Genomic DNA, 19,493 nt, shown 5'->3' with positions numbered 1-19,493 from the left:
CGTGCCCTGGGGGCAGCGATGAACGACCGCCCTACCGACGCTCCCGCGCCCGACCGGCCCGGTCTGCCCCGGCTGGGCGTCTTCGGACTGATGCTCAGCATCTTCCTGGCGACGCTCGACGGACAGATCGTCAGCACAGCGCTTCCCACGATCGTGGGCGACCTCGGCGGCCTCGACCACTTCTCGTGGTCGGTGACGGCGTACCTGCTCACCATGGCCGCGTCCACTCCCATCTGGGGCAAGCTCGGGGACTTGTACGGCCGCAAGGGCGCCTGCATGAACTCCGTGACGCTCTTCCTGGTCGGGACGGTGCTCTGCGGCCTGGCGCAGAGCATGGGGCAGCTCATCGCCTTCCGCGCCCTCCAGGGCCTCGGCGCGGGCGGCCTGATGGTCGGCGCGCTCTCGGTCATCGGCGTGGTGGTGCCCGCGCAGGACCGCGGCCGCATCCAGTCGATGGTGGGCGTCATGATGCCGGTCGCGTTCGTCGGCGGCCCCCTGCTCGGCGGGTTCATCACCGACTACATGAGCTGGCGCTGGGCCTTCTACGTCAACGTGCCCGTCGGCCTCGTCGCGCTGCTGGCGGTCGCCAAGGGCGTACGGCTGCCCGCCGGCCGCGTCACGGGGCGGATCGACTGGCTCGGCACGGCCCTGCTCACCACCGGCATCCTGGCCCTCACCCTGCTGGCCGGCTGGGCCGGCACCACCTACGCCTGGACGTCCTGGCAGATCGCCGGACTCGCCGTGGTCGTCGCGTCGGCCCTGGCCTGGTTCGTGCGCGTAGAACTGCGCGCCGCCGAACCGATCACGCCGCCCCGGCTCTTCGCCCGCCGGGACTTCACCCTCGCCCAGATCCTCAGCTTCCTGGTCGGCGCCGTCCTCTTCTCCGTCGTCAACTACCTCCCGCAGTACATGCAGTTCGTCCAGGGCTCCTCGTCCACGGCCAGCGGCCTGCTCATCCTGCCGCTGATGCTCGGCATGCTGACGGCCCAGCTGACCACCGGGCGGCTGATGGACGGCGGCGGTCTGGACCGCGTCGTGCCGCTCGCCGGCGGCGCCGTCACCTTCGCCGGGGCGCTGCTGCTGCTCCTGCTCGGCACGGACACCCCGCTCGCCGCGGCCTCCGCGCTCACCCTGGTCATCGGGGTGGGAGTCGGCGCCCTGATCCAGAGCACCCTGCTGACCACCATGAACAACGCGGACGTGCGGGACATGGGCGCGGCCACGGGCACGGTCACCCTGGTGCGCACCATCGGCGGCTCCCTCGGGGTCGCCCTGCTCGGCGCCCTGCAGAGCAGCCGCATGAGCGAGGTGCTGACCGAGCGGCTCGGCTCCGCCGCGCAGGAGCGGCTGACCGCGGGCGGCGGACTGACCCCGGCGCTGCTGAAGGACATGCCGACCGCCATGCGCGACGCGGTCCGGGAAGCCGTCAGTAGCGGTCTGCACGGCGTCCTGGTCGGCGCGGCCGTCTTGTCCGCGATCGCGTTCGGCACGGCGTGGTTCGTCCGTGCGGCGCCGGCCCCGATCCCGGCGGCCGCCGGGACGCCGATCGCCGGCGCCGGGAAGCACTCCGCCCGCACCCCTCCGGGGGACTGAGCGCGGCCCCGCGCCGCCACCGGTCCCCGCACCCACCCAAGCTGCCGGCCGCACGGTCCGAATCCCCCGTCGCCGTGCGGTCGGCCCCTATCGAAGGTGAACACCGATGCCCACGAATTCCGTCGAACGTGTCAGGGACATCCTGGTCCGTCCGTTCTCCCTGGGAGGCCTCACACTGCCCAACCGCGTCGTGATGGCCCCGATGACGCGCGAGTTCTCCCCCGGCGGCGTGCCGGGCGACGACGTGGCGCAGTACTACGCCCGGCGGGCGGCCGCCGGGGTCGGTCTGATCATCACCGAGGGCACCTACGTCGGCGACGAATCGGCGGGCAACAGCGCCCGCGTCCCCCACTTCTACGGCGACGAGGCGCTCGCCGGCTGGTCGGCCGTGGCCGAGGCCGTCCATCAGGCGGGCGGCCGGATCATGCCGCAGCTGTGGCACGTCGGCATGGACCGCACCGCAGGCAATCCGCCGGTCCCCCACGCCCCGCAGATCGGCCCCTCGGGCATCGCCCTGGACGGCACGAAGTCGGGCAAGGAGATGACCCAGGCGGACATCGACAACGTGGTCGCCGCCTACGCCACGGCCGCGGCGTCCGCCGAGGCGCTGGGCTTCGACGGCGTCGAGATCCACGGCGGCCACGGCTATCTCATCGACCAGTTCCTGTGGGGGCACACCAACCGGCGCACCGACGCCTACGGCGGCGACATCGTCGGCCGCAGCCGTTTCGCCGCCCAGATCGTGGCCGCCTGCCGGGAGAGCGTCTCCGACGACTTCCCGATCTCCTTCCGGTTCTCCCAGTGGAAGATGAACCACTACCAGGCGCGGGTCGCCGAGACGCCGCAGGAACTGGAGACCATGCTCGGCCTGTTGGCCGACGCGGGCGCCGACGCCTTCCACTGCTCCACCCGGCGGTTCCACCTCCCCGAGTTCGAGGGGTCCGACCTCAACCTTGCGGGCTGGGCGAAGAAGCTCGCCGGCAAACCCGCCATCAGCGTCGGCTCGGTGGGCCTCAGCAACGAGTTCCTCCAGGTGTTCCAGGGCGAGCAGGCCACGGTCACGGACATCGGCGAGCTGCTCGACCGCATGGAGCACGACGAGTTCGACCTCGTGGCGGTCGGCCGGGCCCTGCTCGGGGACCCCGAGTGGCTGCAGAAGGTCCTCGCCGGACGCGTCGACGAACTCACCCCGTTCCACCGGGGCCTCGTCAGCGGCCTCCACTGAGCCGTACGGCCGCCTGCCCGACCGCAGGCCGATGATCCCGTCGCTCCGGACGGCCTCCGGAGCGACGGCCGCGCGGGCGGCGCGGATGTGTACGTAAGTCCGGTACCACCGCGGCCGTCCGCGTGCTTGCATGTCCGGAAATTCGGAGGATCCAGGTGAACCCACGCTTGCTCGTTCTGACGTCTGCGACGTTCGCCGTCGGCACCGACGGTTTCCTCATCGCGGGGATCCTGCCCGACATCTCCCGCTCCCTCGACGTCTCGCCGTCCGTCGCCGGGCAGTTGGTGACCTTCTTCGCGCTCGCCTACGCGCTGCTCTCGCCCGTGCTGGCCGCGGCCACGGCGTCCTGGCCGCGACGTCGCCTGCTGGTGACGGCGCTGCTGGTCTTCACCCTGGGCAACGTGATCGTCGCCGTCGCCCCCGACTACGGCGTCGCCATGGCCGGTCGGCTGGTGGCCGCCGCCGGGGCGGCCGTGGTGACGCCGGCCGCCACCGTCGTGGCGACCGGGCTCGTCCCACCCGAACAGCGGGGCAGGGCGCTGGCCCTGGTCGTGGCCGGGCTGAGCGCGGCGACCGCGCTCGGCGCTCCGCTGGGCACCGCGCTCGGCGGCGCGGGCCACTGGCGGCTCTCCCTCTGGGGAGTGGCGGCCCTGGGCATCGTCGCGGCACTCGGCGTCGCGGCCCTCCTCCCGGAGACGCCCCGGCCGCCGGCCGTCGGCCTGCGCCGACGGCTCGCGCCCCTGCGCGACATCCGGATCGCCACGGTGCTGTCGACGACCCTGCTCACCCTGACCGGCCTGTACACCGTCTACACGTACATCAGCCTCTCCTTCGACCGGGCGACCGACGGCAGCGGCAACCGCCTCGCCCTCCTGCTCGTCGTCTTCGGCCTCGCGGCCACGGCCGGCAACCTGACCGCCGGCAGCCTGACCGACCGGTTCGGCACCCGCCGGGTGCTCACCGTCGCCCTGCTGGCCTGCGTCGTCGACTTCGCGCTGATGCCCTGGAGCGGGTCCGGCCTGCCGAGTGCGCTGCTCGCCGTCGCGGTGTGGGGCGTGTGCGGCTTCGGAGTGCTCGTCCCGCAACAGCACCGGCTGATCTCCGTGTCCGGCGCCGGAGCTCCGCTGTCGATCGCGCTCAACGCGACCGCGACCTACCTCGGGGTCGGCCTGTCCGGCGTCATCGGTGCGGCGGGTCTCCATCTCGTGGGCGCCCATCGACTCGGTCTGATCAGCGTGGTGTTCCTCGCCCTGGGGCTGTGCAGCGCCGAGCTGGCGCACCGGGTCATCCGGCGCCGGGAGGAGTCCGCGACGGCCCCGGCCGACGGCGCCGTGCCTCTTCCCGACTCCCCGAGCGGGACCGTCCGTTGACCGGTTCCACACGGCACGGCAATTTCTCCATGCTGCCATAGAAAATCGTGCCCAGGTCTTGCTACGGTAGTGGGAAGCTCCGATTACGGGACCGGTTTGAATTTCCCTGTTCCTGCGAGAATTCTCCGGTCGAGCGGCCACCGGCTCAATGAGGCCCGGTCAACAGACCCGCCCCGGACGGAGCTGTTCTTCGGCGTTGCCTGACGATCGCCGATCAATGCTGATCCGGTGATCTGCCACACACGCCGCACAAGGCTGCAAGGTTTCTGGGGCGCCGGTCTGATCGGGCGCCCCGCTGGTCAGCAAGGGGGGAATGTTGATCGCCCTACTCTCTGAAACCTGGCATGAACTGACCGACGACAGAGGGGAGTCCGGACAGGAGTGGAGACGCATCAGCTCACTCATCGGTGAAAGCGGTGCCAATTGGGTCGAAGACCCCGTGCGCCACATCGAAGAACTCACCGACCGAGAATTCGACGTGTTCATCCTCCTCGGCCGAGGCCTGTCGAACCATGGGATCTCGACGGCCCTCTACGTCACCGAGCGCACGGTCAAGTCGCACGTCACGCGCATCCTGGCCAAGCTGCAACTGGACTCGCGGCTGCAGGCCGGCCTGGTGGCCCAGGCCTACATGCACGTGGTCGCGCTCAGCTCCAAATAGCGCATTTGTCAACTGTACTTTCGTCCGGTGCGCTGCCGGCCGGTCCGATGGTTGACTCCTGCCGTACGTATACACGCTCCTCAAGTCTCGTATCTCGCAATAGCTTTTACGGTTCAAGTCGAGTGGAGTGAAAACGGGGATGACGGCAGAGGAATCGGCGGTTCTCTTTCCGGGACAGGGCGGATTCAGCGGTGCGGCGCTCAATGCCGCCAGAATGAAGTATCAGCAAGTCGATGAGACTTTCAAGGCCGTTGACGCGGTGGCGGAGGAAATATTCGGGGGTGCGGTTTCCGCCGTACTCTTCGACGGCCCTCCGCTCACCCTGGACGACCTGCTGCAACAAACCAGTTGGGTGTCACAACTGGCCATTTATGGCAGCGATGTGGCTGCCTGGCGCATTCTGCAGGAACACGGCCTGCGACCGCGGCTTTTCGTGGGCCACAGCATGGGCGAAATACCGGCGCTCGTCGCCGCAGGGGCGTTCTCCGTGGAAGACGGCGCGCGCATCGTCGCGGAGCGGCTGCGCGCCCTGGAGGAGGCGGACCTGCCGGCGGGACGAATGGCGGCTCTGACGCTCGACGGGCAGCGGACCCGGCAGCTGCTCGACCTCCTCGACGACCCGGCCCTGGTGGTGGCCGCCGAGAACCACGACCGGCAGACGGTGATCAGCGGCCCCGAGCACTCCGTGCGCGCCGCGCTGCGCGTGGCCCGCGAACTGAATGCCGGGGGCCTCCTGCTCGCCTCGCCGTTCGCGTTCCACCACCCCGCGCTGGAGCCGGTGCGGGCGCCGTTCGCCGCCCGGATCGGCGGCCTGCTCCGGCAGGCTCCGCGCACGGCCGTGTACTCGCCGATCCTGCGCCGGACCTACCGGGCGGACGACGACCTGGCGACACTGCTCGCCGAACACCTGGTCCGGCCGGTCGACTTCCGCGGGACGGTGCGCTCTCTCTACGACGGCGGCGTCACCACGTTCGTCGAGGCGGGCGGGCTCGGCTCCCTCGGCCGGTGCGTCGAACGCGTCCTGGCCGACGCCGGCGACCTCACGGTCCGGTCGACCTTCAGGCTGGAGGCGGACGGACGGCTCGGTGTGGAGCAGGCCGTCACCGGCCTTTCTGGCGCCGCACCGGACTCCTTCGAGCAGTTCTGGGCCGCCTTCGGCACGCGGCTCGTCGCGCGCGTCCAGGCAGAGCTGGCTGCCTCCGCCGCCGCACTCGCGGGCCCGGCGGCGCCGGCGCCGGCCGCGGCGGCTGCCCCGGTCCCCGTGTCCGCCGCGCCCGCCGCGCCCGCCCCCGGCGGGGCGCCGGACCGGGAGGAGCTCTTCGCCGAGCTCCGTTCGCTGTACGCGCAGGCGCTGGAGTATCCCGAGGAGGTCTTCACCGAAGAGGTCCTGCTGGAGGCCGAACTCGGCATCGACTCCGTCAAGCAGGTGGAGCTGCTGACCCGGGTGACCGGTCGCTACGGCCTGTCGCCCAGCGACATCCGTCTCTCCGACCACGACACCGTCGGCAAGGTGGTCGACCTGCTGCACGCCCGCCTGGCGAGCGGCGACGTGTCCATCGCAGCCGCCTGAGCGGATCACCACGACCGGAGTGGCGGCGACCCGCCCGCTTCCGGTCCCGGACCGCGCGACAAGGAGCAATCTCGCGATGCAGCAGCAGCTCAGTGGCAGGCTCGCCCTGGTCACCGGCGGTGCCAGGAACATCGGCCGGAGCGTGGCCAGGGCGCTCGCCGAGCGCGGCGCCCACGTTCTGGTGAACTACTTCCACTCGCACAAGGAGGCCCTGCGCACCCGCGCGGAGCTGGCGGCGCTCGGTGCCCGGGTGGATCTGATCAGGGCCTCGGTGGCCCGACAGGACCAGGTCGAGCGGATGTTCGCGGAGATCGAGGAACGCTTCGGCCACCTCGACATCCTGGTGAACAGCGCCGCGAACGGCGCGCTGCTCCCGCTCGACCGGATCACCGAGGCCGACCTCGACAAGGCCCTCGACACCAACTACAAGGGCAGCCTGCGCTGCGCCAGGGCCGCGGCCCCGCTGATGGCACGCCGGGGCGGCGGCTCGATCGTCCAGATGTCGGCCCTCGGCAGCTCCCAGATGGTGATGGCGAACTATCTGGCCTGTGCGCCGGCGAAGGCCGCCGTCGAGACCCTCACCCGCTATCTGGCCGTGGAGTTCGCCCCGCTCGGCATCAGGGTGAACACCGCGTCCGCGGCCATGCTGGTCAGCGAGGTCGCGGACGCGTTCCCGGACGCCGAGGCCATGCAGGAGGTCATCCGGGACGCCACCCCGCTCGGCCGGCTCGGCACGCCGGAGGAGTTCGCCGCCCTCGTGGCGTTCCTGGCCTCCGACGACTCCCGCTGGATCACCGGCCAGACGATCCTGGCGGACGGCGGCCTGTCCCTGGGGGCGGCGTTGCTGTCGCCGCCGCGCGTGGACCAAAGCGCTCTCGCTGCCGAGGAACACACCGTGGACGACGGTGCCTTGGACGCAGACGCCGTGGAGGAACCCGCCCTGAACGGCGGCACCGTTTCTGGCGAGGTCGTGGACGACGACAGTGCCATGGACGGCATCGCCATCGTCGGCATGGGTCTGGCCGTCGCCGGCGCCAACAGCCCGGAGGAGTTCTGGGAGTTGCGCACCACCGGGGCCGAACTGTTCGTCCCCGTTCCCGAGGACCGCTGGCAGCGCTCGACCTTCCACTCGGCCGACCTCTCGGCGCTCGACAAGTCGTACCAGGACACCTGTGTCTTCATCACCGACTTCCAGCCGGTCACCGCAGCCGTCGAGACGATGGACGAGGCCGGCGGCGCAGACCACGAACTGACGACCACCTGGCTGCGCCACAGTCTGGTGCAGGCGCTGGAGGGGGTACGGCGCGACCCGTCCGCCCGCCATTCCTTCCTGGTGGGCTACACCCCCGACGGCAGCCAGCACCTGGAGGAGGCCGGCGTCCTCGCGGGCATGGCCGCACGGGCCCGACGGACGGCCGGCTCGCTCGACCTCACCGCACCGCAACGCGACCGCCTCCTCGACGCGGTCCAGGACACCCTGACCCGGCGGTACCGGCGCGGCGCACGGGCGCCGGAGCGGTTCCTCCCGCACCGGGTGGGACAGCTCGCGATGGCGGGAGTCCTGCCGGCCGACACCGAAGTGCAGATGATCGACACCGCCTGCTCGTCGTCGCTCTACGCCATCGACATCGGCGCCAAGGGCCTGCTGAGCGGCAAGCACGACATCGCCGTATGCGGCGGCGCGTTCGCCCTGGCCCCGCGCGGCACCGTGCTGTTCTCCAAACTGCAGGGTCTGTCCCGGCGCGGCGCGGTCCACTCGCTCGACGCGGACGCGGACGGCGTGATCTTCGCCGACGGCGCGGGCGTCGTCGTCATGAAGCGGCTCAGCGACGCGCGGCGCGACGGGGACCGGATCCTCGGCGTGCTCACGTCTGTCGGAGCCTCCTCCGACGGCCGGGGCAAGGCGGTCTACGCACCGAACTCGGCCGGTCAGGACCTGGCGGTCCGCGCCGCCTTCTCCGACGGCGCCTCGCCCGCCGACGTCGACTGGATCATCGCCCACGCCACGGGCACCCCGGCCGGAGACCTCGCCGAGTTCACCACACTCCGTGCGCACTTCGGCCGGACGAAGCCGGCGTACGTCACGTCCAACAAGTCGCTCATCGGGCACACCGGATGGGCGGCGGGCGTCGTATCGGTCATCGAGGCGTTGCTGGCGATGGAGCACGAGACGATCCCGAAGCAGTTCCGGTTCACCCGCGCTCCCGAGTCGTTCGGCCTGGACGACAGCCTGCTGGAGATCCCGACCGAGAACGTCCCCTGGACCGCGTCGGCGGGCCGGCCCCGCACGGTCGCGGTGTCCGGCTTCGGCTTCGGCGGCACGAACGCGCACGTGCTCTTGCGGGAACACCTCGCGGGTGAGCACCGTCCGCCCGAACGCCGTCCGCGGGACCACGGCCCGCAACACCGTCCGCGCGACGGCCGCCCCGCGCGACCTGGGGCCGCCGGCGCCGAGGACCGGGTGGTGGTCGTCGGATGGTCCGCGCATGTCCCGGGCCTCGACCGCGAGGGCGTCGTGGAGTGGATCGGCGGGCGGGGCGCCGGGCCGGCCGACAGTTTCGGCTCCTCGTACCCGACGCCGCCGCTGCACAGGGTCCGGCTGCCTCCTGCGACGGTGCGCACCATCGACCGCTGCCAGTTGATGATCCTGGAGTGCGCCCACGACCTGCGCGGCCGGCTCACCGAGTTCTGGGACGCCACCACAGGGTCGACCGGCGTGTTCGTGGGCAACATGGGCCCCACCAGGGCGGCCATGCTGTTCGCCAACCGCTGCTTCCTCGACGACGTCGAGAAGGCTCTCACCGAGGACCCGGCCACGGCGTCCCTGCCCGGACTGGCCGAGCTGCTGACGGGGCTGCGCGAGCTGGTGCGCGAGGAGATCCCGGCGTCCAACGAGGACTCGTTCCCCGGAATGATGCCCAACGTCATCTCCGCCCGGGTCGCCAACTACTTCGACCTCAAGGGCCCCAACATCACCCTCGACTCCGGGTACGCCTCGAGTCTGACCGCCATCGAGACGGCCGCGCGCTATCTGCGGGCCGGACAGCTGGACTTCGCCCTGGCGGGCGGGATCAACGGCAACAGCCTCCCTGAGTACGCGACGCTGCTGGCCGGGCTTCCGGAGGGCGTCGCGGACGGGCAACTCGCCGAGGGCGCCTTCATGTTCGCCCTCACCACCGAGGCCAGAGCCGTCGCCGCGGGGCTGCCGGTCCTCGGCCACGTGGCGGATCTGACGGTCGGCGGCACACCGTCCGGCGGCCGCCGCATCGACCTCCTGCCGGCACGGCCGGCCGAGGCCTCCACCGCCCGCTACCTCGGCGCCGCCGGCGCCCTGGCCGTCCTCCAGGGACTGCTCGGCCCGTCCGGCGCGGTGGACGTCACCTGCCCGGGCCGGACCGAGCAGAGCACCGTCCGTCTCACCCTCGGCATACCCGCCGCCACGGCTGAGGCGCCGCCGGACCGGCCCCACCCGACGATCACCGGCCCCCGGAACCCCGCACAACCGCCCACCCCCGGTCCGCGACCGGCCCCTCGCCGCCCGCAGGCCCCGCTGCTCCCGTTGCCCGCCCAGTTCGCCGGCGCCGACCGGCTGGCCACGGGCGAGGGCTTGATGACCGCGCGTCATGTGTCGGTGCTGTCCGAACTTGCGGCCGGACCCGAGCCGCACGAGCGGGTCGCGTTCCTGCCGCCCGGCGTCGTGGTGCTCACCGACATGCCCGACCTGTGGGCCTCCCTGCGTCATCTGCCGGCCGACGCGACCGTGCTGTGCACGGCGCCGGTCAGTGTGACCCGGCCCGGCTGGCGCCATCTGCCCGAGGCCACCCCGGACGCGGTCCGCGCGGTGCTGGCCGACCACGGGCCCGTACGGCATCTGCGGGTCGTCGCCGACCTCGCCCGCTCGGCGCCGCTGCCCGACCCCCAGGCCGGCCCGCCCGCCTCCCGCGACGGCCTGGTCCCCTCCCTGACCACCCTGCACGACGCGACGTTCCTCGTGCTGCAGACCGCCCATACGGACCTGGCCGCCGAAGGATCGTCGTTCCTGACCCTGCTCCTGGGTGCCGTCACGGAGCGGATCCCGCACCCCTGCACCGGCCTGTTCTCCGGGCTGGTCAAGTGCGCGGCCCTGGAACTGCCCGACACCCTGACGTTCCTCCTGGCCACCGGCGAACGAGGACTGCGCAAGGGCGCGCTGCTCGCGGAGCGGGAGACACGGGCCGTACGCGCCTTACCGGTCGTCTTCCACGAGGACGGCCGGCGCCACGCCCCCGTGCTCACGCCGGAGTACGCCCTCTCCGGCGCCGGACGGGGGAGCGCCGCGGGCCGCCTCGGCCCCGACTCCGTGGTGGTCGCCGTCGGCGGCGCCCGGGGTATCACCGCGGAGGCCGTCACGGCACTGGCCGAGCACTTCCGCCCGCGGATCTACCTGTTGGGGAGCAACCCGTTGGAGGGGTATCCCGAGGCTGTCTTCGAAGGGGACGACGAGACCTTCGCCGCCACCCGGCGGTCCTACATTCGCGAGAACCTGGCGGGAGGTGGCCGGACGGTCGCGGACGTCAACCGCGCGTTCGACCGGTTGCTGGACGCCCGCGCTGCCCGCCGCGTCATCCGGCGCATGGAGGAGTTCTGCGGAGCCGGCCGGGTGACCTATCTGACGTGCGACGTCCGGGACAGGAAGGCGGTCGTCCAGGCCGTCGACCGCGTCCTGGCGGAGCAGCCGGCCGTGGACCTGCTCGTCAACGCCGCCGGACGCAACAGGTCCGCCCTGATCAAGGACAAGGAGTTCGCCGAGTTCAAGGCCATCCGCGACCTGAAGGCCCTCGCCTACCGCAACCTCAAGCGCGCGTTCGCCGGCCGGTCCCCGGCGACATGGTGCAACTTCGGTTCCCTGCTCGGCCACTTCGGCCAGCTCGGCGAGCCAGACTACGCCTCGGGCAACGACTACCTGGCAGCGGCCGCGGTCGACGCCGCCGCGCACGGGGCCGACGAGTTCACCGTCGGCTGGACGCTCTGGGACGGCGTGGGCATGGGAGCCAACGAGCTGACCAAGGCGTACTTCAAACGCGCCGGCTCCTACAGCCACATGCCGGTGCGCGAAGGCGTGCACCATTTCCTCCAGGAGCTCCACGCCGAGCGCCGTACGGCGTCGGTGGTGCACATAGGGGCGGCGGAGCGGGAGACGATCGAGGGTTTCTATCCCGGTTATTTGGACCGTCAAGCGTCCTGCGCGACCGCGTCCTGCGCGACCGCGTCCTGCGTGACCGCGTCGGGCGGGTCCGTGCCGGAGGGCGCCGGCAAGGGTACGTTCTACCTGCGCGAGACGCTGTCTTCGGACGCAGACTCGGCGGTCTTCGCCTGTGCCTTCGACCTGAGCACCGACGGCTACCTCGCCCACCACACCGTCCGCGGCGTACCGACCCTGCCGGGCACGTTCGTCGTGGAGATCGCCGCGGAGGCGGCGCGCCACCTGGCGCCCGGCCTCAGGGCCGTCGCCCTGGAGGACCTCCGGTTCGAACACTTCCTGCGCGTCCACAACGCCGTCCGGTCGGCCCCCGACCCCAAGAAGATCACCGCCCGGGTGCTGGAACGCGGCGACGAACTCACCGTGGTCGAGGTGTCCGTGACCGCAGACGTACGGGCGCCCGGCGGCGTCCTGCTGGTGAAGGACAGGGTGCACTTCACCGCGCGGGTGCTGCTGCGCAGCGAGCTGCCCGAGGCCCCGGGCTGGCAGCACTGGGACGACGGCGACGACGTCCCGGTCCTCGACCCATACCATGCCCCGGCGTCGCCGGTGTCCCTGACGGGCCCCTTCGTCTCCACCGCGCAGACCCGGCTGCACCCCCTGGGTAAACGCTCCGTCTACCGGGCCGACGTCGCCGCCGACGATCCCGCGCTCTCCCGGTTCACCACCCCCGCGATCCTGCTCGACGGTCTGGCCCGCACCGGTGTCCTGCACCTGGAGGACGGCCGGCTCGTGCCCGTCGCCGCACCCCTGTCCATCCGCCGGGTGGATCTGTACGAGGAGGCCAACGACATCGAACTGACCAGGCGGTACGGCCGGCTCCACCTCTACGCCACGCCCGCCGGCTTCGAAATGACCGGACACGCACCCGAAAACCGGTTCCTCGCCGTCACCCCCGAGGGCCGGGTCGTCGCCCAGATGAAGGACGTCTCCGCCACCGTCGTCGGCTACCTGGACGCGGTCTCCGGGCGCCTGTACTCCCCGGACAAGCAACCGCTTCCCGGCCTTGCCGACACCGAGACCCCGAGGAAGGCCGGCTGATGGAGCAGCGGACGACGACCAAGGACGCGGCCGGGGAGCAGAGGCACGTGCAGGCAGAGCAGGCCCCCGGGCCCGTCGGCAGTGTGCTGTTCGGCGCGCTCAGCAGCTTCAAGAAGGACACCCTCCGTCTGCTGACGGAGCTTCAACGCCAGTACGGCGGCGTGGCCCGGATGAAGATGGGTCCCTACCTCGTCCATCAGGTGACCGAACCCGAGGCCGTCAAGCAGGTCCTCCAGGACAACGCGCGCAACTACGTGCGCGGCAGGTTCTACCGGGGCTTCAACCTGTTCTTCGGCCGGGGGATGCTCACCACCGACGGCGCGGAGTGGCGGACCCGTCGCGCGGTCAGTCGGCCCTTCTTCCACCGGGCCGGGCTGCGCGCGCGCTCCGGCACCGTCACCGACACGGTGGAGGAGCTGCTGGCGCGATGGGAGCCCAGCGCGCGCTCGGGCGACCCGGTCGACATCACCGACGACATGATGTGGCTGGCGATGGGTGTGCTGGGCCGCATGCTGTTCGGCGTGGACCTGCGCCGGTACGCGGACCGGTTGCTGCCCGCGGTCCGCTTCTCGCTGAAGGCCATGATCCTCACCGGCGAGGTCAAGCAGTTGCTGCCCCGCTGGGTGCCCACCGCCTACCAGCGCCGCCTCAAGGGTCATCAGCAGGTCCTCAACGACGTCATGGACGAGATCATCGACCTCCACCGGCGCGGCGAGGGCAGCCCCGACAGCGTGGTCTCCGCGCTTTTGAAGGCGACGCACGAGGTCACCGGCGAACCGTTCAACCAGCGGCAGATACGGGCCGAGCTCAAGACGCTGTTCCTCGCCGGCCACGAGACCACCGGCTGCGCCCTCACCTGGACGCTGTACGCGGTCGCCCAGCACGAGGACGTCCGGCGCAGGCTCGACGCCGAGCTGACCGAGGTGCTCGGCGGCCGGGTGCCCACGGCCGAGGACGTGGACGACCTGCCGTATCTGCGGGCGGTCGTCGACGAGTCGCTGCGTCTGTATCCGCCCATCTGGCTGTTTCCGCGGGACGCGGTCGCCGATGACCGGGTCGGCGGTTACCACATCTCGGCCGGCAGCACGGTGATCGTCCCGGTGTACGCGGCCCACCACAACCCGGCCGTGTGGGACAACCCGGAGGCGTTCGACCCGGAACGTTTCTGCCCTGCCCACGCCGTCCGCCCCACGAACAGCGGAGACGGGAGCCCAGACGAAATCGGGAGCGCGAACGGAGGCGGGACCGGAAGCGGGACCGCAGACGAGAACGGGAGCGGTGCCCGCAGCACGCCCAGGCAGCGTGACCGTTACGACTACTTCCCCTTCGGCGGCGGCGCCCGCAAGTGCATCGGAATGGACCTGGCCCTGCTGGAACTGCGCCTCGCCGTCGCCATGGTGGTGCAGCGCTACCGGCTCCAGCTGGTCGCGGGCCGCCCGGTCAGCCCCGCGGCGCTGGTCTCGCTCCGACCGCAGCCCGGTGTCCTCATGCACATCAGGCCGGCGGAGCGGAAGGCGCCCACGGCATGAGCACCGTCTCCTGGCCGGTGCCCGCGACGACCCGCCCCCCGGCGTCGGCCGTGGCCCCGGTGCGCCGCGTCCGGTGGCGGACCGTCACCGCGTCCGGTCCGCCGCCGCATCCGGCGCCGGCCCTGCGCGGGGCCAGGGTGCTCGTCTTCGGCGGCACACACCAGCTGGCCCGCGCCGTCTGCGACGCCCTGCGGGCCGCGGGCGCCGAGGCCCACGCCGACGAATCGGGGCGGTGGCCGGTCGCGGGCGAGGCGCCCGACGGGCTGGTGGACCTGGGGCACGCCGAACCCTTCGTACCGGGAGAACACCACGGCTACCGCCGGTCGCTGCTGCGCTCGGTGACAGCGCTGCGGGCCTGCTACCCGTACTGGCGGCGCGAACCGGACGCGCACCTGCTCTTCTATGTCGTCGTCACCTACCTCGGCGGTGCCATGGGATACGACGCTCCCGACGACGCCGCAACGGCCGAGCAGCCGCTCGGCGGCATCTGGGCCGGCCTCGCCAAGACCGTGCACCGGGAGATCGCCAACTGCAACACCCGAGTCGTGGACACCGACCCCGCCGACCTGGCGGAGCTGCCGCGCCGGATCACCCATGAGCTGTACCGCTGGGGCCTGTTCGAGGTCGGCTACCGTGCGGGGCGCCGCCGCACCCTGGAGGCGGCCCCGGAGGACGCCGGCCCGCCGGGGCTGTCCCTGGACACCGGGGACCTGGTGCTGCTCTCGGGCGGCGGACGCGGCATCGGCTGGCGGCTCGCCCGGACGCTCGCGGCCCGCCACGGCTGCCGGGTGGTCGTCACCGGGCGCGGCCCGCTGCCCGGCCCGGACGACCCGTCCCGAGCGCTCGACGACGAGCAGTTCAAGGTCTATGAGCAGAGCCTGTGGGCGCAGCGGCGGCAGGGCCGCGGGCTGGCCGCCGTCCGCACCGCCGTCGACGCCGCCCGGCGCGACCGGGAACTGGTCCGGCATCTGGACCAGGCCCGGCGGGCCGGCCTGCGCATCTCCTACACGGTGTGCGACGTCACGGACCGCGACCAGACCGCGGCCCTGGTCGCCCGGTACGGGAAGGCGATCACCGCCGTCGTGCACAACGCGGGCGTCGACACGCCCGCGCGGCTGCCCAAGAAGACCGACGACGAGTTCCTGAGCACGGTCGCGACCAAGGTGGACGGTTTCGTCAACCTCTTCTGCGCGGTACGCGAGCTGCCCCTCAAGTTCTTCTGCAACGTCGGCTCCCTCACCGGACGGCTGGGCGGCATGGTCGGCCAGCTCGACTACGCCGCCGCGAACGACGGACTGGCCCGCCTCGGCCTCTGGGCCCAGGCGCGGGTCGCGTTCCCCGTCATGACGCTGTGCTGGCCCACCTGGGACCGGCTCGGCATGGTCGCCAACTTCGAGGCCACGCTGCGCTACATGGCCGCGCTCGACGTGCAGGAGGGGCTCGACCTGTGGACGCGGGAACTGACGGCCGCCTCCCGCGGCGAGATCACCTACATCGGCCCGCTGGGCCGCGCGCTCGGCCCGCTCCAGAGCCGCGGATACCGGGTGAGCGCGGATCTGCCGGGCCACCGAGACGTGCTGTCGGCCGTGTTCCACCTGGGCGATCTGCGCACCCACGTGCCGCATACAGCGCAGGAAGCGCTGTTCGCCCTGGACAGCGCGCACGCCCCCGTCCTGAACGACGTACTGGTCGGCGGGGAGCCCGCGCTGCCGGTGTCCCTGCTGCTGGAGAACGCGGTACGAGGCGCCGCCTGGGTGCAGCCGGAGGACTACACCCCGCTGGCCCTGCAGAGCCTGGAGGACGTGTACGTCGCCCTCCCGGAACTCCGCCTCCGGCACGGCCGCATCGCCCTTCGACGGTCGGTCACCGCGGGCTACGCCGACGGCCGCTGGACCGCTCACGTCCGCTTTCACCACGCCGACACCGGCCACGAGGCCGCCCGGCTGTGCCTGGCGTACCGCCGCGCGGACGCTCCGAGTGAGCCGTACGCCGGACAGGGCGGCGACGCGGACGGAACCGGGGAGCCGTACGCCGACGGCGAGGCCGACACCGACGACGCCGCTGAGGCCGGCACCGACGCCGCCCGCCACCCCCCGCACCTTGGCGCGGCAGGGCTTCCCCTGCGCTGGTCGGGTCTGGTCCTGCGGGGCGCCCGCTGGCGCACCGGGCCGCAGGACACGTGCACGGCCGAGGTCCGTGAGACGCCGGCCGGCGATTTGTGGGTGCTGCCCAGCTGGCCGGTCAGCACACTCCCGCTGACCGCCCTGGAGAACGTCTTCCGCCGGACGGCGGAGCACGCCCCGGGCGCCGCGCTCACGGTCCGGCGCCTCGAGGTCCGGGGCGGGATCCCCTCACCGGCGGCCCCGGGCGCGGCGCTCGTCGTCCGGGGAAGCCCGGGCGCCGGGCGCTGGACGGTGTCCGCGGCAGACGGCGACAACCGTGCACTCCGTCTTTCTGGCGTCACCTACCGAGGAGATCAGCGATGACGCAGCCACGGCCGACCGCCCCCGAAGTGTCGCTGTCAGGGGTGTACCGGCCCGAGTTCATCGACGACCCGTATCCGCTCTACCGGCGGGCCCGTGAGAGGGACCCAGTGCTCTGGGACCCGCAGATGGGCGACGCCGGGGCCTGGATGGTGACCGGCTACGAAACGGCTCTCACCGCGTTGCGCGACGCGCGGTTCTCCGCCCACCGCCCCCAGTGGGACCCGGCGACCGGCACCGAGCGCACCGCGTCCCCCCTGCGCGCCCTGCACACCCAGGTGTTCGTCAGCGACGCGCCGGACCACCAGCGCATCCGCAAGGCGATGTCCCAGCCGTTCCTGCCGCGGGCCGTGGACGCGATGCGAGGGGACATCGAGCGGGCCGCGCACCGGCTGCTGGACGCCGTACTGCACCGTGGGGAAATGGACTTCATGGCGGACTACGCCCTGGCACTGCCGTCCGAGACGGTCTGCCAGGTCCTCGGCGTCCCCCGGGAGGACCGGGGCACGGTCTGGAAGTTCATCCTCAGCTGGGGACTGCTCGTGGACGAGGGTCCGCTCAGCAAAGAGCACCCGGAGTACCACCTGGCCGGGATCGGGAAGTACATGGACTACTTCCGCGGGCAGCTGGCCCTGCGCCGCAGGCGGCGCACCGACGACCTGATGCAGACCGTGGCCGACGCCTGGGACGACGGCGGGTTCAGTAGCGAGGAGGAGTTGCTGGGCAACCTGATCTTCCTGCTGACAGCCGGCCAGACGACGACCGCCCACCAGATCGGGAACACCGTGCTGGCCCTGCTGGCCCAGCCGGAGGTGTACGGCAAGGTCGCCGCCGACCCGTCCCTCGTGCCCGCGGCCACGCCCGAGTTCATGCGGTACGACAGCTCGGTGCAGCTGACCAAACGACGCGCGACCGAGCCGGTGGAACTCGGCGGCCGGCTCATCGAGGCGGGCCAGGAGGTGTTTGTCTGGATCGGCGCTGCCCACCGCGACCCGGCGGTCTTCCCCGGCCCCGACCGGATCGACCTGGACCGTCCACGCACCCCGAACCTCGCACTGGGCCACGGGGCCCACTACTGCCTGGGCGGCCGACTCGGGCAGCTCGTCAACGAGATCGCCGTACGGAGCTTCCTGGAGCGGGTGACCGGACCGGGCGTCGACCTCTCCGGTGTCCACCGGACGGCCACCCCCACCTTCCGCGGTCCCCACGTGATGCCGATGACCTTCGACGCCAAGGAGACACGATGAGCACCGCCAGGCCGCCGCTGCCGGACTTCGCCGGCTTCACCACCCTGGACCGGGAGGTGTCGCTGGACCGGCTGCCGGTCAGAGGGGCCCTCCCCGGCTGGCTGAGCGGCACCCTGCTGCGCAACGGGCCGGCGAAGTTCGAGGTCGGCGACTACCGGCTCACGCACTGGTTCAACGGTCTGGCGATGCTGCACGCGTTCTCCTTCGCCGACGGCCGGGTGAAGTACGCCAACAAGTTCCTGCGCACGACGGCGTACGACCTGGCCACCACCAAGGACCAGCTCTACGGAAAGCAGTTCGGCTACGACCCCTGCGAGCAGCTCTTCGGACGGCACTTCGCGGCCTACTCACCGAACCTCACGGACAACACCAACGTCAACGTGGCCCGGATGGCCGGGCGTTACTTCGCCTTCGCGGAGCAGCCCCTGGCCAATGAGTTCGACCCACGGACGTTGGACACACTGGGCGAGGTACCGTTCGAGGGCCAGGTCCAGGGCGAGACGTCCACGCCGCACCCGCACTACGACTTCGACCGGCGGGTGCTGATCAACTACACCACGTCGATGGCGGACCGAGCGGCGTACCAGCTCTTCTACGTCCCGGACGGCGAGCTCGTCCAGCGGCCGCTTGCCACGGTCGAGGTCGGCGAGCCGTGCTACATGCACAGCTTCGCCGCGACCGAGAACTACGTCGTCCTCGTGGAGTTCCCGGTCGTCATCGACGCCGAGCGTTTCCGGCAGGCCCGAAACCCGTTTCTGGCAACCTTCGAATGGCAGCCCGAGCGGCCGGCCCGCTTCCTCGTGGTGGACAAGCGCGAGGGCCGACTGGTCGCCACCTTCGAGAGCGAGGCGTTCTTCGCCTTCCATCACGTCAACGCCGTCGAGACGGGCGGGGACCTCCTGGTCGACATCGCGGCCACGCACCATCCCTACGAGACCGTGCTCGGCCTCGAGCCGACGGAGGACCAGCTCGACCTCGAGACGTACGGGTACCAACTGCGGCGCTACACACTGCCGTTGGCGCGCTCCGGCGGCTCGGTCGGGTGGGAGCCGCTCGCCGACGCCGGCGTGGAGATGCCGCGCATCAACTACCGGCAGCACAACGGGAGGGCGTACCGCTATGCCTACGGCCTCGGGCACTCCCCGCGCAGCCTGCGCGCGATGAACAGGCTGCTGAAGGTCGACGTGGTGGCGGGCACCCACAAGGCTTGGTACGAGAAGGGCTGCTTCCCCGGCGAGGGCGTCTTCGTGCCGCGCCCGGGGGCCACGGGGGAGGACGACGGCGTGGTGCTGTCGGGTGTGCTGGACGCCCGGAGCGGGCGGTCGTTCCTGCTGGTCCTCGACGGGCCCTCGTTCGAGGAACTGGGCCGGGCCGAGGTACCGCACCACATTCCGAACGACTTCCACGGACAGTTCTTCCCGGATCTGCACCGCTGATCCGGACCGGGGCACCACCGCCGGGGACGGGGCACCACTGATTCACGCCCGTCATGGCCGACCCGGACCGGTCCGGGTCGGCCGGGCATGAGCGCTCCT

At 71.8% G+C, this 19,493-nt stretch carries 10 protein-coding genes; all 10 read left to right on the top strand.

The window, feature by feature from the left end:
- Positions 1-18: 18 nt before the first annotated feature.
- The 10 genes from OG352_RS07710 (at position 19) to OG352_RS07665 (ending at position 19,394) form a co-directional block, all read left to right on the top strand.
- Positions 19-1,593: an MDR family MFS transporter gene (locus OG352_RS07710; RefSeq protein ID WP_329215633.1), complete on the top strand. Its 1,575-nt coding sequence runs from the start codon at positions 19-21 to the stop codon at positions 1,591-1,593.
- A gap of 106 nt (positions 1,594-1,699) precedes the next feature.
- Entirely contained in the window at positions 1,700-2,818 is a 1,119-nt protein-coding gene (locus OG352_RS07705; protein WP_329215632.1) for an NADH:flavin oxidoreductase, read from the top strand.
- A 167-nt stretch (positions 2,819-2,985) separates the two neighbouring features.
- Positions 2,986-4,188 carry an MFS transporter gene (locus tag OG352_RS07700; protein WP_329215631.1) on the top strand — a complete coding sequence of 401 codons (1,203 nt, stop codon included), beginning with the start codon at positions 2,986-2,988 and terminating at the stop codon, positions 4,186-4,188.
- Positions 4,189-4,501: 313 nt separating this feature from the next.
- Positions 4,502-4,849 (top strand): response regulator transcription factor, encoded by a 348-nt coding sequence (locus OG352_RS07695; protein WP_329215630.1) that lies wholly within the window; start codon positions 4,502-4,504, stop codon positions 4,847-4,849.
- A gap of 139 nt (positions 4,850-4,988) precedes the next feature.
- Positions 4,989-6,419 carry an acyltransferase domain-containing protein gene (locus OG352_RS07690; protein ID WP_329215629.1) on the top strand — a complete coding sequence of 477 codons (1,431 nt, stop codon included), beginning with the start codon at positions 4,989-4,991 and terminating at the stop codon, positions 6,417-6,419.
- Between the two features lie 76 nt (positions 6,420-6,495).
- Positions 6,496-12,699 (top strand): SDR family oxidoreductase, encoded by a 6,204-nt coding sequence (locus tag OG352_RS07685; RefSeq protein WP_329215628.1) that lies wholly within the window; start codon positions 6,496-6,498, stop codon positions 12,697-12,699.
- Positions 12,699-14,228: a cytochrome P450 gene (locus OG352_RS07680; RefSeq protein ID WP_329215627.1), complete on the top strand. Its 1,530-nt coding sequence runs from the start codon at positions 12,699-12,701 to the stop codon at positions 14,226-14,228. The genes OG352_RS07685 and OG352_RS07680 overlap by 1 nt, the downstream gene beginning before the upstream one ends.
- Positions 14,225-16,714 carry an SDR family NAD(P)-dependent oxidoreductase gene (locus OG352_RS07675; RefSeq protein ID WP_329215626.1) on the top strand — a complete coding sequence of 830 codons (2,490 nt, stop codon included), beginning with the start codon at positions 14,225-14,227 and terminating at the stop codon, positions 16,712-16,714. The genes OG352_RS07680 and OG352_RS07675 overlap by 4 nt, the downstream gene beginning before the upstream one ends.
- Positions 16,711-17,958 (top strand): cytochrome P450, encoded by a 1,248-nt coding sequence (locus tag OG352_RS07670; protein ID WP_329215625.1) that lies wholly within the window; start codon positions 16,711-16,713, stop codon positions 17,956-17,958. The genes OG352_RS07675 and OG352_RS07670 overlap by 4 nt, the downstream gene beginning before the upstream one ends.
- Positions 17,955-19,394, top strand: coding sequence for a carotenoid oxygenase family protein (locus OG352_RS07665; protein ID WP_329215624.1), 1,440 nt, complete (start codon positions 17,955-17,957; stop codon positions 19,392-19,394). The genes OG352_RS07670 and OG352_RS07665 overlap by 4 nt, the downstream gene beginning before the upstream one ends.
- Positions 19,395-19,493 lie beyond the last annotated feature (99 nt).

The sequence above is a fragment of the Streptomyces sp. NBC_01485 genome (assembly GCF_036227125.1).
In the GTDB taxonomy this organism is placed as follows: domain Bacteria; phylum Actinomycetota; class Actinomycetes; order Streptomycetales; family Streptomycetaceae; genus Streptomyces.
Note: the sequence above shows the minus strand (reverse complement) of the source record. Positions and strands in the feature narration are given on the sequence as shown.